12 protein-coding genes are annotated in these 13227 nt (G+C 68.5%); 4 read left to right on the top strand and 8 right to left on the bottom strand.

What is annotated here, in order from left to right:
* Positions 1-79 precede the first annotated feature (79 nt).
* Positions 80-1453, top strand: a complete 1374-nt coding sequence (gene dctA / locus VMT65_RS07420) for a C4-dicarboxylate transporter DctA (RefSeq protein ID WP_326307201.1) — start codon at positions 80-82, stop codon at positions 1451-1453.
* Here the strand turns inward: dctA and VMT65_RS07415 are convergent, their stop codons facing one another.
* The 4 genes from VMT65_RS07415 to VMT65_RS07400 all read right to left on the bottom strand — a co-directional run bounded on the left by VMT65_RS07415 (position 1454) and on the right by VMT65_RS07400 (position 4932).
* Positions 1454-1912, bottom strand: coding sequence for a hypothetical protein (locus VMT65_RS07415; protein WP_326307200.1), 459 nt, complete (start codon positions 1910-1912; stop codon positions 1454-1456).
* A 116-nt stretch (positions 1913-2028) separates the two neighbouring features.
* Positions 2029-2562: a DUF3145 domain-containing protein gene (locus tag VMT65_RS07410; protein WP_326307199.1), complete on the bottom strand. Its 534-nt coding sequence runs from the start codon at positions 2560-2562 to the stop codon at positions 2029-2031.
* A 122-nt stretch (positions 2563-2684) separates the two neighbouring features.
* Positions 2685-3497, bottom strand: coding sequence for a serine hydrolase domain-containing protein (locus VMT65_RS07405; protein ID WP_326307198.1), 813 nt, complete (start codon positions 3495-3497; stop codon positions 2685-2687).
* A gap of 1 nt (position 3498) precedes the next feature.
* Positions 3499-4932 carry an amino acid permease gene (locus VMT65_RS07400; protein ID WP_326307197.1) on the bottom strand — a complete coding sequence of 478 codons (1434 nt, stop codon included), beginning with the start codon at positions 4930-4932 and terminating at the stop codon, positions 3499-3501.
* 140 nt (positions 4933-5072) lie between these two features.
* Here VMT65_RS07400 and VMT65_RS07395 point away from each other — a divergent pair, with 140 nt between their 5' ends.
* On the top strand, positions 5073-6263 hold the full coding sequence (locus VMT65_RS07395; RefSeq protein WP_326307196.1) for a serine hydrolase domain-containing protein: 1191 nt from the start codon (positions 5073-5075) through the stop codon (positions 6261-6263).
* 5 nt (positions 6264-6268) lie between these two features.
* Here VMT65_RS07395 and VMT65_RS07390 read toward each other — a convergent pair whose 3' ends face one another.
* Positions 6269-6847, bottom strand: coding sequence for a DinB family protein (locus VMT65_RS07390; RefSeq protein WP_326307195.1), 579 nt, complete (start codon positions 6845-6847; stop codon positions 6269-6271).
* Between the two features lie 75 nt (positions 6848-6922).
* Complete coding sequence (locus VMT65_RS07385) at positions 6923-7990, bottom strand: phosphotransferase family protein (RefSeq protein WP_326307474.1); 1068 nt, start codon at positions 7988-7990, stop codon at positions 6923-6925.
* Between the two features lie 206 nt (positions 7991-8196).
* Here VMT65_RS07385 and pabB point away from each other — a divergent pair, with 206 nt between their 5' ends.
* Positions 8197-10395 carry an aminodeoxychorismate synthase gene (pabB, locus tag VMT65_RS07380; RefSeq protein WP_326307194.1) on the top strand — a complete coding sequence of 733 codons (2199 nt, stop codon included), beginning with the start codon at positions 8197-8199 and terminating at the stop codon, positions 10393-10395.
* Here pabB and VMT65_RS07375 read toward each other — a convergent pair.
* Together VMT65_RS07375 and VMT65_RS07370 are read right to left on the bottom strand one after the other, a co-directional pair.
* Positions 10358-10909, bottom strand: a complete 552-nt coding sequence (locus VMT65_RS07375; RefSeq protein ID WP_326307193.1) for a dihydrofolate reductase family protein — start codon at positions 10907-10909, stop codon at positions 10358-10360. The two genes, pabB and VMT65_RS07375, sit on opposite strands and share 38 nt — an antisense overlap.
* Before the next feature lie 30 nt (positions 10910-10939).
* A complete protein-coding gene (locus VMT65_RS07370; protein ID WP_326307192.1) occupies positions 10940-11425 on the bottom strand; it encodes a hypothetical protein in 486 nt (161 codons plus the stop codon).
* Between the two features lie 87 nt (positions 11426-11512).
* On the opposite strand from VMT65_RS07370, the gene VMT65_RS07365 reads away from it, so the two are divergent.
* Positions 11513-13111 (top strand): TerD family protein, encoded by a 1599-nt coding sequence (locus tag VMT65_RS07365; protein WP_326307191.1) that lies wholly within the window; start codon positions 11513-11515, stop codon positions 13109-13111.
* Positions 13112-13227 lie beyond the last annotated feature (116 nt).

Below are 13227 nucleotides of genomic sequence, written 5' to 3'. Positions count from 1 at the left end.
GGCGTGTACAAAACTTACGAAATTTGGTTGACACGTCCCCGATACGAGGTGGACACCGCGGGTTTCTAGCGTGCGGAGCATGTCAGAGACGCTCGTAGCCGGGGCGACAACGGTCCGGCGAACACCGTGGTATCGGTCCATGTTCGCGCAACTGCTGATCGCGGTGGTCGCGGGGATCGTGGTCGGCAAGTTCTGGCCGTGGCTGGGAATGGATCTGAAACCGTTGGGGGACGGGTTCATCAAGCTGATCAAGATGGTGATCGCGCCGATCGTGTTCTGCACCGTGGTGCTGGGCATCGCGCACGTGGGGAATCTGAAGTCCGTGGGGCGCATCGGGGTCAAGGCGCTGATCTACTTCGAGGTGGTGACCACCTTCGCGCTGCTGTTCGGGCTGCTGGTCGGAAATCTGGTGAAGCCGGGCGCGGGCTTCAGCATCGACGCGCACACGCTGGCCACCGGTGCCGATCAGATCGCCAAGACGACGCAGAAGGCGGAACTGCCGCACACCGTCGACTTTCTGCTGAACATCATTCCGACGTCACTGGTCTCGGCGTTCGCGGAGAACAAGCTGCTGCAGGTGCTGTTCGTGTCGGTGCTGTTCGGGTTGGCGCTGGCCAAGTTCGGGGAGAACGGGCCGCCGGTGGTGCTGGAAGCCATCGATCACGTCAGCCGGATCCTGTTCATCGTGATCGGCTGGATCATGCGGCTCTCACCGCTGGGCGCGTTCGGGGCGATGGCCTTCATCATCGGGCAGTACGGGATGAAAACCCTTGGCACGTACGGGAAATTGATCGCCTGCTGCTACGGGGCGGCGGTGTTGTTCATTCTGGTGCTGGCGGCTATCACGCGGGTCTTCGCGGGGGCGAGTCTGTGGAAGTTCGTGCGCTACATCAAGAATGAGCTGTTCGTGGCCCTGGGTACCGCCTCGACCGAGGTGGTGTTGCCGCGCATCATGACCAAGCTGGTGGACGCGGGCTGTTCCCGCGCCACCACGGGATTGGTTGTGCCGACCGGGTATTCGTTCAACCTGGACGGCGCGACGCTGTATCTGGCGATCTGCGTGCTGTTCCTGGCGCAGGCGCTGGGCGTCGATCTGAGCGTCGGCGAGCAGGTGACCGCGCTGGCCGCGCTCATGCTCACCTCCAAGGGCATGGCCGGGGTGCCGGGCTCCTCCTTCCTGGCGCTGTCGGCGACGGTCAGCGCGATCGGCCACGGCTCGATTCCCGTTGCGGCCGTGGCGATTCTGTTGGGCGCGGATCGGCTCATGGACTCCATGCGGGTGACGGTGAACCTGCTCGGCAACTGCGTCGCCACCCTGGTGGTCGCCAAATGGGAGGGGCAGTTGGACACCGAGCGACTGCGTCTGGTGTTGGATCGGCAGCCGGTGGAACCGCTGGCCGATCCGGACCCCATGGCCGAGCCCGATCCGATGGCCGAGCCCGCGCGGGTGTGATCAGGAGAGCAGGCGGACCTTGTCGGCGGATTCGTTCTGGCTGGCGCATTCCTGGTAGGGGTTCGGGTTGCCTTGGCGCTCACCGCACACCCAGCGGATGGTGTCGACCACGACGGCGATGTCGCCGGTGGATTGTTTGGCGCGCTCGCCGGCGTAGGCGTTGACGACCGAGAGGGCGGTGGGGCAGAAGTCGGCGCCGTGGGCGGTGGAGACGACGACGGCGAGTCCCCAAGGGCCGGTACCGCATTGGACGACGTCGTGGCCCGCGGCGGGGAAGGGGGCCGCGGAGGTCGCGGCGGGCTTGGGTTGGGTGGTGGTCGCCGAAACGCCGGTGGACGAGTTGTCGTTGCAGGCGCCGAGGACCAGGGCGGTCGCGATGACCAGTGTCGCGCCCGCGATTTTCGCTGTCACACCGGCGATCTTGGCCGTGATGCCGGTGAACCTCGCTGTGGTCCGCACGAAACCCTCCTCGTCGGTACCCCTCCCCCCGGGCATTCTGCCCGGTTCGCGATGATCGCGAGGGTAGGCCCGCGTGGTTTGGCGCGCCGCGTCAGTAGCGAGTGGGAACCAGCGGGTCAGCCGACGTCGCGGCGCAGCCAGGTGACCTCCGCGCCGTCGCCGCCGAGGCGGTAGGGGTCGAGGATGTCGTCCCAGGCGGTGCCGAGCGCGCGGTCGATGTCGGCGGCGATCTCGGCGGCCGAGCCGCGGCCGTGAGCGCGGGCCTCGGCGACGATGGTCCGCAGGCGGTTCTCGCCGACCATGATGTCGCCGCTGGCGCTGGTGAGCCCGGACCACAGGCCGAGGCCGGGGACGAAGGAGAAACGTTCGCCGTCGACGCCCTCGCTGGGGTCCTCGGTGACCTCGAAATAGAGGACGGTCCAATCCCGCAAGGCTCTGGCTAATCTGCCGCCGGTGCCGACCGGGCCGAACCAATCGGTGGTGGCGCGCAGGTGTCCCGGGTCGGCGGGCTGGGCGGTCCAGCGCAGTTTCGCGGGGGCCTTGAGGGTGGAGGTGAGGGCCCATTCGATGTGCGGGCACAGCGCGGCCGGCGATGAATGGATATAGACGACTCCAGACGTCGCCTCCGCGAACTGACTAGACGCACGCACCACTGACACCTCCGGCTCGACGAGGGACGTCTTCCCCAACGGCCCCTGACGCGAGCTCGGCGTTGCCCGAGTTTACTGGAGTGCCCGGTGTTGCGTGTGTTACTTAATGCCCGTGTCGAGCATTACGCAAACTCCGCGATTACGGCGTCGCTGAACGGCGGCCACGCGGCGCGGGCCCAGTCCCCGAAATTTTCGTCCGCGAGCGCGAGACACGCCATGCCGACGTCCGGATCCACCCAGAGGAAGGTGCCGGACTGCCCGAAGTGCCCGAAAGTCCGGGGCGAGTTCGCGCCGCCGGTCCAGTGCGGTTTCTTGTGATCGCGGATTTCGAATCCCAGACCCCAGTCGTTGGGGCGCTGCGAGCCGTATCCGGGAAGCACGCCATTGCGATCCGGGAATTGCACTGTGCTTGCTTCGGAAACCAATTCCGCACTCACGACAACCGGTTCCAGCAATTCCTCGGCGAATCGCAGCAGATCTGCGACGCAGGAGCGACCGGCGTGCCCGGCGGGACCCACCAGCGCCGAGGAATTCATGCCCAGCGGCTCGAAAACCGCCTCGCGCAGATACTGGTCGAACGGGATACCCGTCTGTGCCGCAACGAAATCCGCGAGCACCTCGAATCCGGCGCTGGAGTAGATGCGCTTGGCACCGGGCTTGGCCAGCACGTCGGTGGTGTCGAAGGCCAGCCCGGAGGTGTGGGCCAGCAGGTGCCGGACGGTGGATCCGGGCGGCCCGGCGGGCTGGTCGAGCTCGATCGCGCCCTCCTCGACGGCCACCAGAACCCCGTATGCCACAAGGGGTTTGGTCACCGAGGCGAGGGGGAAGACCCGCGCGGTATCACCCTCGGTGTCCACCACGCCCTTGCCGCGGACGACGACACCCACCGCCGCGTTCCGCACCGGCCACTGCCGCATCTGATCGAGAGCTCGCACGTTACGAGCCTAGGGCAACCGAATCCGTGCGTGCGGCCCGGTTCAGCGCCGAGCGGCGGCGACCGTAGCCGAAGTACACGACCAGCCCGACGGCCGACCAGATCGTGAAGGCCAGCCAGGTCACGCCCGGCAGGTGGACGAGCAGCCAGACGCACATGGCGACGCCGATCACCGGCACCAGCGGCACCAGGGTCCGGAACGAGCGCGGCAGGTCCGGCTTGGTGCGGCGCAGCACCAGCACGCCGATGTTCACCAGCGCGAAGGACACCAGCGTGCCGATATTGGTGGCGTTCACCAGTTCTCCGAGCGGAACCAGCGCCGAGAGCACCGCCACCACGCCGCCGACAATGAGCGTGTTGACCGTCGGCACCCGCTGCTTGCCGACCCGCGAGAGGACCTTGGGCATGAGCCCGTCGCGCGACATGGCGACCAAGATTCGGGTCTGCCCGTACAGCACGGTCAGCACCACCGAGGCGATGGCGATGACCGCGCCGCCCGCGAGAATGGTGGCGGGCCAGCCCCGCCCGGTGACCTGTTCCAGCACGGTGGCCAGCGACGCGCCCGAGCTGCTCACCTCGTCGATGCCGACCGCGCCGACCGCGGTCAGCGCCACCGCCACGTACACCAGCGTCACGATGCCGAGCGAAATGATGATGGCGCGCGGCAGATCTCGCTGCGGGTTCTTGGCCTCCTCGCCCGCCGTGGAGGCGGCGTCGAAGCCGATGAAGGAGAAGAACACCATGGACGCGGCCGCGCCGACGCCGGAGACGCCGTAGGGCGCGAAGGGGTGCAGGTTCGAGGAGCTGAAGGCGGTGACGGCCACGCACACGAAGAACACCAGCACCGCGATCTTGATCAGGGTGGTGACGGTGGTGACGCGCGCGCTCTCGCGAATGCCGCCCAGCAGCACCGCGGTCGCGAGCAGCACCACGATGGCCGCGGGCAGATTGAACACCCCGCCCGCGCCGGGCGGCTGGGCCAGCACATCGGGAATGCGCCAGCCGATGGTCGAGCCGAGGAACTCGTTGAGGTACGCGCCCCAGCCGACGGCGACCGCCGCGACGGAGACGCCGTACTCGAGCAGCAGGCACCAGCCGCACACCCAGGCGATGATTTCGCCCAGCGTCGCATAGGTATACGAGTAGGCCGAGCCGGACACCGGCACGGCGCTGGCGAGTTCGGCGTAGGACAGCGCCGAGAACAGCGCGGCCAGTGCGGCGATGACGAAGGAGACGACCACGGCCGGTCCGGCCAGCGGTGCGGCCTCGCCGAGGACGACGAAGATGCCGGTGCCCAGGGTCGCGCCGACCGACAGCGCGATCAGCGGGATCAGGCCCATGCTGCGCCGCAGGGCGGTGTGTTCGCCGTCGGAGGCGAGCTGCTCCACGGGTTTGGTTCGCAGCAATGTCGAAGTAATCCGCTGGATTCCGGGCATGTACGGCCACGCTACCTGGTCAGAAGCGCATTCCGGACATCAGGGTGTCGTGTCGATGGGCATTCGCACTGCTCACAGCTATGCACCGGCGTCGCGGGCCGCCCGCGCCGTCGGTACGCCCGGTTACGATCGGAACCATCATGAGTGAGCAGGTCACGATCCACGGCGAGGTGGATTCGGGTTTCGGTCCGGTCGCCGACGCGTTCCGCCGCAATTTCCTCCGGCACGGCGAGATCGGCGCGGCCGTGGCCGTATTCGACGGAGATCGACCGGTGGTGGATCTGTGGGCCGGGCACCGCGATCGCACGCGGCGGGTGGCGTGGGAGCGCGACACCATGGCCCCGGTGTGGTCCTCGACCAAGGGCATGGCCGCGTTCGCGGTGGCCTCGGCGGTCTCGCGCGGCTGGCTGGACTACGAGGATCCGGTAGCGATGCACTGGCCGGAGTTCGCCGCGCACGGCAAGGAATCGATCACCGTGCGGCAGCTGCTGGATCACCAGGCCGGGTTGGCGGCGCTGGATCGGCCGTTCCGGCTCAAGGACATGGCGGATCTGGATCGCATGGCGGTGGTGCTGGCGGAGCAGAAACCGTTGTGGCGTCCGGGAACTCGGCACGGCTACCACCCGATCACGGCGGGGCTGTATCAGGGCGAGTTGCTGCGGCGGGTGGATCCGCGGCATCGGACGCTGGGGCGGATCTTCGCCGAGGACATCGCGGCGCCGTTGGGTGCGGAGTTCTATATCGGTCTGCCGGACGAGGTTTCGCTCGACCGGGTGGCGACCCTGTCGGCGACCGAGGGTCTCGACATCCTGCGCTACGAGCGAGATCTGCCGGTGCGCATCGGGATTCAGCTCTACAGCAAGCGCGGGCTGTCGTTCCGCGCGTTGAACAGCCCCCAGGTCGGCGCGCCCGCTCGCGCCGCGCGACGCGAATTCCTCTCCGTGGAGAGCCCGGCCGCCGGTGGCGTCGGCACCGCGCGGGCGCTGGCGCGGGTGTACGGCGCGGCCGCCAAGCAGACCGGCGAACTGCCCATCGACGCAACGGTGTTGGACCGTTTGGCCCTCGCCGAGACCGCCGACGATGTCCCCGCCGAGGATTTGGTGCTGCTCACGCCGAGCCGCTACCACCTGGGCTTCCGCAAGTCCCGCGGCAGCTTCCGGTTCGGGACCGACAAGCGCGCCTACGGCACCACCGGCTACGGCGGCTCGTTCGGATTCGCCGATCCGGCAACGGGTCTCGGCTTCGGCTATGTGATGAACCGCCTGGGCATGGCGGTGCTCGACGATATCCGCTCTCGCGATCTCCGGGAGGCGCTGCTGCGCTGCCGCTGAAGGGTTCAGCGCTCGACGTCGTGCACGTGGTGCACCACATCGTGAATGAAGTAGCGGGCCATGGAGTCGATGGTGAATGCCGAACCGTTGCTGCGCAGTGCCGCCCGATCCCGTTCGGCGAGCGGGACGGCCTCGAAGGCGAGGGCCACGGTTTCGGCGGCGGTCGCGAGTTCGGCTGCCACGGTGCCGGTTTCGGCGGCCGCGTAGTTCTCGGCGAGGGCGGTGGCGTCCTGATCCCAGTTGGAGAACATGGGAATGCCCTTGTCCCCCACCGTGACCGTGGTGTCGTAGGCGGCGATGACCGGTCCCGGCCGGGCCGCGCCGGTGCGGGCGATATCGAGGCGGTGGGTGAAGATGCGGCACACGTCGCGGACATGGGCCGCGTACTCCACGGTCGACCAGGTCGAGTCGTCGGGGCGCACGGCGGCGTCCGGTCGCTCCAGGGCGCGGGCCAGGCGCGCGGCGCTGTCGCGGGTCAACCCCGGCACCGCCTCGAAGGCGGTGGCGTCGGGGTCGAATCCGCATTCGGCGCAGGCGCGTTCGAGCACCCAGGTCCAGTCTTTGACGTCAGGAACGATCGGCATGGCAGACAACTTACGGTTGGCGCTAGTTTGCCGTCCACAAATATTCCGCCACTTGCCGCCAAGATGGCGACATGTTCACTCCATGAGCCGGTGCGCCTTCTCGAACAGTTCGAGGGTGATGGCGTGCAGGAAATCGCCGACCTGTTTGGGCGCCTTGCCCGCGAAGGCCCGGGCGTGCGTGCCCTCCAGCACGATCCCGAGCTTGAAGCAGGCCAGCACGGTGTACCAGGTGACGTGGCTCAGGTCGCGGTCGGAGAACTTCCCGTAGTGGGCGATCATCTCCTCGGGGGTCGGCAGGCCGCCGACCGCGCCGAGCGAACCGAGCAGGGCCGCGCCTGTTTTGCCGGGTTCCGGGCGGGTGGCGATCTGCCAGCCCAGATCCAGCAGCGGGTCACCGATGGTGGACATCTCCCAGTCGACCATGGCCACCACCTCGGGGCCGTCGAAGGAGAACATCATGTTGGCCAGGTGGCAGTCGCCGTGCAGGATGCCGGGTTTCGGCTGCACCGGGCGATTGCGGTCGAGCCACTCGCCGACCTGCTGGACACCCGGGATCTCCGGTCCCGGGTAGCCCTCGTTGACGCCGTAGGACTCGAGCTCCTTGAGCCAGCGCGGGACCTGGCGCTCCAGGAAGCCCTCCGGCTTGCCGTAATCGGCCAGACCGAGCGCCTCGTGATCCAGCGAGCCGAGGCGGGCGATGGCCTCGACGGCCGAAAGCCCCATCTGGCGGCGCACTTCCGGGTCACCGGCGTGCAGGGCGGGGAGTTCGTTCTGCGGGTTGAAGCCGCGGATCGGCTCCATGAGATAGAACGACGCGCCGCCGAGGACGGATTCGTTGGTGCAGGCCGCGATCACCTTGGGTGCGCGGATCTCGGTGTCACCGAGCGCGCCGAGGATTCGCGATTCGCGATTGATGACGGTGTTGCTGGCTTTGCGCAGATGCTTGGGCCCGCGCCGCAGCACGTAGTCGCGGCCGCCGCGGCGGAAGCGCAGCATGATGTTCTGGGTGCCGCCGCCGAGCGGGGTCACCTCCTCGAACGGCCCGCCGGGCAAGCCCTGCTCGTCCATCCATTTCCCGACGATCGCGAAATCGACGACCTCACGATCCACCTCGACCGGCTGCGCTACAGACATGCCGCCCATTGTGCCGTAGGCCACCCATTCAACTGAAGGCGGACGCCCGCAGTATGAATCAGCTATCAGTTCGCGGCCCGTCTCGTTCTGGACTGAGTGGAGCGGGGGAGCGAAGCGGAGGAGCGGAGGGAGGGAAGAACGAGACCTCGAGGGCCGCGAACCCGCCCGGAGCGAAGCGGAGGGCAAATTGGACACAGCGTAGTGTTCGTGCTCAAATGCGCACCCTGTTGATCGACAACTACGACTCGTTCACCTACAACCTGTATCAGCTGATCAGCGAGGTGAACGGGGTCGAGCCCGTGGTCGTGCGCAATGACGAGGTGGGGTCGATCGCGGAGCTGAGCCTCGGGACGTTCGACAACATCGTCATCTCGCCGGGGCCGGGGCGGCCGGGCGTCGCTCGCGATTTCGGCATCTCGGCGGAGTTGATCGCCCGGTCGGAGCTGCCGTTGCTGGGCGTATGCCTGGGGCATCAGGGCATTGTGCTCGCCGCGGGCGGGGCGGTGGTCGCCGCGCCGCGAGCGCGGCACGGGTATCCGGATCGCATCACCCACGACGGGCGCGAGCTGTTCGCCGATGTGCCGCAGGATTTCTCGGCGGTCCGGTACCACTCGCTGTGCGCCGCGCGACCACTGCCGGAGGAGCTGGAGGTGACCGCGACCACGCCGGACGGCGTGATCATGGGCGTGCGGCACCGGACTCGGCCGCAGTGGGGCGTGCAGTTCCACCCGGAGTCCATCTCGAGCGAGTACGGCGAGCTGCTGCTGCGCAATTTCGCCGACCTGACCGCCGAATGGCAGCGGCGGCACGGTGTTTCGCGAAAGTCCACCCTCCGTCATTCCGGCATGCTTTTGGCCGGAATCCACCACCCGGCTGTGGATCCCGGCCAAGAGCACGCCGGGATGACGAGTGGGGTGCCTATCCGCTATCGGGTCGAGCAAGTGGTGATCGAGCGGGCCGTCGACACCGAGGCCATCTTCGACGCCCTGTATTCCGCCTCCCCGCACGCCTTCTGGCTCGACAGCGAGCACGTGGAGCCCGGCCTGGATCGCTTCTCCTTCCTCGGCGACGCCTCCGGCCCTCTGGCCGAGGTGGTGCGCTATCGGGTCGGGAGCGGCCACGTCGAGATCGATTGCGCGACCGGTCACCGCACCGTGCCCGGCGGGGTGCTCGACTACCTATCCGGTGAGCTACGTCGGCGCGAGATCGACTTCCCGGACGTGCCTTTCGATTTCGTCGGCGGCTACGTCGGCTATCTCGGCTACGAGATGAAGGCCGACTGCGGCGCGCGGGCGGTGCACCGCGCGCCGACCCCCGATGCGCAGTGGGTCTTCGCCGACCGCCTCATTGTGGTCGACCACGAGGCGGGCCGGACCCATCTGCTCGCCCTGTGCGAACCGGAATCACCTGCCGCCGCACGGGATTGGCTCACCGCCGCCCGCGCCATCGTGGAAACCCTTCCGACGTGGGAGAATCCGCCACCGCTGGAGCTGCACGTGGACGAGGCCGCGGTGGCTCCGCTGTTGACGCGCGGCCGCGACCGCTACCTCGCCGATGTCGCCGCCTGCCAGGAGCAGTTGCTCGCGGGCGAGTCCTACGAGATCTGCATTACCGACAGCGCCTCTCCCCCGGGCGATGCCGACGGCCTCACCGTGTACCGCACCCTGCGCCGCTCGAATCCGGCCCCCTACGCCGCGTTCCTGCGTTTCGCCGACCTCGAGGTGGCGTGCTCCTCCCCCGAGCGCTTCCTCAAGGTGAACCGTTCCCGCACGGTCGAAACCAAGCCCATCAAGGGCACCGCGCCCCGCGGTCGCACCCCCGCCGAGGACGCCCGCCTCGCCGCCGACCTGGCCAGCAGCCCCAAGACCCGCGCCGAGAACCTCATGATCGTCGACCTGCTCCGCAACGACCTGGGCCGGGTGTGCGAGATCGGTTCCGTCCACGTCCCCCACCTCATGGCCGTCGAGACCTACACGACCCTCCACCAACTGGTCTCCACCATCCGTGGCACCCTGCGCCCCACCCTCACCCCCATCGACTGTCTGCGCGCCTGCTTCCCGGGCGGCTCCATGACCGGCGCACCCAAACTCCGCACCCTCGAGATCATCGACACCCTCGAAACCGAGGCCCGCGGAATCTATTCCGGCACCATCGGCTTCCTCGGCCTCGGCGGCACCGCGGACCTCAATATCGTCATCCGCACCGCGATCCGCCACCACAACCGTTGGCGAGTGGGCGCGGGCGGTGCTATCGTCCTCGACTCCGCCCCCGAGGACGAATACCGCGAAATGCTCTGGAAAGCCGCCGCCCCCTTGCGCGCGCTGCCCGGCCTGGGCGTCGCGCCGCGGACCCGGCCCGATCCGTTGGCCGACGAGCTCAGTCGGCGAGGTAGCGCAGCAGCACCACGGTCTTGAAGTGGCGCGTCTCGACCAAGCGGAGTCCGATGCGCTCGGTCAGGGACGGGAACATCGGTGTGCCGCCGCCGAGGATCACGGGTGCGACGTAGACCTGGTATTCGTCGATGAGCCCGTGCGGTATCAGTGATGCGGCGAGATTCGCGCCGCCGACCTCCATGACGCCGTCGCCCTCGGCCTTGAGCCTGCGGACTTCCTCGACCGCGTTCGCGCTGAAAAGCGTGCTGTTCCAGTGGACCTCGGTGAGCGTGCGGGAGAAGACGAATTTGGGCTTGGCCGTCCAGAGCCCGCCGAACTCGCGCATGATGTCCGAGGCGTCCGCGGGCACCTGGGGCCAGAAGTCGGCCATCAACTCGTAGAGCCGACGGCCGTGCAGGGAGATGTCCAGCGCGCGGTACCGGTCGTTGTGGAATTGGTGCAGTTCGTCGTCGGGCGCGGTCCAGTCGATCTTGCCGACGCGGTCATTGATGTAACCGTCCAGGGACACGGTGAACCCGTAGATCAGTTTCCTCATGCTCGGGTAGACCTCCCGGGCGCGCGAAACTCATCGCTTCTCATCGGATTTCTCGCGGCTACCGGCGAGGCGGCCCAGCAGCGAGACGCCGGGGAGTTTGTCCAGGCGGGTGAAGACCTCTTCGCCGAGGGCGGTGAGGGATTCGAGGCGGGTGAGGAGTTTGTCGTAGGCGACGAAGGCGGGTTCGGCCAGGGCCAGGGTGCGGTCGAGGCGGTCGATGGTGGAGTTGAGGCGTTCGACGGCGACCGTGAGGTTTTCGATGAGGTCGGGAAGCTGGGCCGCCAGCTGTATGGAGGCGGGTGGGAGGCGCACGGCGGTGTCGAAGGCCGTGGACGCGGTGACCTGGGCGGAGTCGAGGGCCTGACCGGCGGCGTTCTGGGCGGCTTGGGCGGCCGCCTGGGCGGCGGCGAGGATATCGCCCGCGGTGGGGACGCGCGGGGTCGCCGGTTTGGGGCGCGGGGTGGACGGTTTGGGTCGCGGCTCGGGCTGTCGGCCGGACCCCTTGGGGTTGCTCATGCCTCTACTGTGCAGGACGTTTTTCAGATTCCGATGCAGGGCCGGCCACGATCTTGTGTCGGTGGTGCGTGGCATCATTCGGGCACGATGAAACTGACCAAAGGCGGGCATACGGCGGTTCCGACATCGCTTCTGACGGTGGTGCTTTCGTGGCGGTCGGGGCGCGAGGTGCGGGCGCAGGCGGTGCTGGTGGCGGAGAACGGGCGGGCGCGGTCCGACCGGGACTTCGTCCGCTTCGACGCGCCCCGGCACGTGTCGCAGGCGGTGACGGTGGATCGCGAGCCCGAGCCGGGGACCGCGCGGCTGTCGGTGTCCCTGCCGCGCACCGAGGCCGAGGTGGCCGGGATTGTCGTCATCGGGTCGGTGGCGGGCGGTTTCGCCGAGGTGGAGGGGCTGCGGGTCACCGTCTTCGACCATGATCGGCCGGTGGCCGAATACGACGTGGCCACACCGGAATCGGTGCCCGCCATGGTGTTGGGAGAGTTCACCCGCACCGAGACCGACGACTGGGAGTTCCGGGCCGCGGCCGAGGGCGGCGTCAGCCTGGCCGGACTGGTCCGGGAGTTCGGGGTGCGGATGGATCCCGCGCGGGAGTTCGAGGAGCCGCGCCGCACCGCACCACCGCCGAATCCACAACGGGCGGACTGGCATCCGGACCCGCGCGATCCGGCCCGGCTGCGCTGGTGGGACGCCACCAGCTGGACGGCCGCGACACGCCCTGTGCCCCTGCAGGATTCCCGGCATTGCCCGCGCTGCGGCGCGGTTCGCCGCCGTCGGCTCTTCACGGCCACGAACCTGTGCCGCGAATGTGCCGCCGAGACTGCCGAATACCTCGACACCTGGCGCCCCCGCGCCGAACGCACCCTGCGCCGGGCCGCCCCGTACGACGAGTGGGACACCCTCTGGACCGCCCTGCGCTATCGGCGCATCGACCGTGCCGTCGCCCTCGACCTGCTGCGGCCGCTGGCGCACGAGCAGATGGAACGCCTGGTGGCCTTCGCTTTCGCCGACGGCGTGGTCGAGCAGGCCGATATCGAGGACTTCGAGGACACGGTCGAGGAGCTGTCTTTGACCGAACCGCTCATCGAGGACCTGCGCCGCCGCCTGCACCGCGGCCGCCTGCTCACCCGCCTGCGCTCCGGCGAACTCCCCCTGGCCCCCACCACCGGCCTGCATCTGGACCCCGACGAACGCGTGCACCTCAACCTGCCCGCCGCCCACATTCGACAACTGGCCCGCGGCCCCAAACGCACCGAGGGCCGCCTCATCGTCAGCAACCGCAAACTCCGCTTCACCGGATCCGACGCGGGCACCGAAATGCCCTGGGCCCGTGTCGTTTCGGTGACATCGTCGGACGGCCTGGTGGAGGTCTCGGCCACCTCGGCCCGCGGCGGCGCGCTGCTCGAGGTCGCCGATCCGGACTATGTGGCCGCCGCCATGGAGGGCGCGCTGCGCATCGCCAAACGCCTGGCCCTCACCCCCGGCCGCCGCGACACCCGCACCATCCCGCCGGATGTGAAGGCCATCGTCTGGCAGCGCGACGGCGGCAAATGCGTCGAATGCGGTGCGCGCCACTACCTCGAATTCGACCACATCATCCCGATCAGCATCGGCGGCGCGACCAGCCCGGCCAATCTGCAGATCCTCTGCCGCGCCTGCAACCGCGCCAAGGGCGCGCACCTTTAGCCACATCGACGCGCGGGTATCCACGGAATGTGAGGAATTCGACGGGATGCGATGAATCATGTTGAGGGGCAGTCGGTGTGGTTCTAGCGTCCGAGACAGGTTCGTCACGGAAGGGG

This window comes from Nocardia sp. CDC153 (assembly GCF_035818515.1).
GTDB lineage: Bacteria > Actinomycetota > Actinomycetes > Mycobacteriales > Mycobacteriaceae > Nocardia.
The sequence above is the reverse complement of the archived record's forward strand: the minus strand, read 5'-3'. Positions and strand labels throughout refer to the sequence as shown.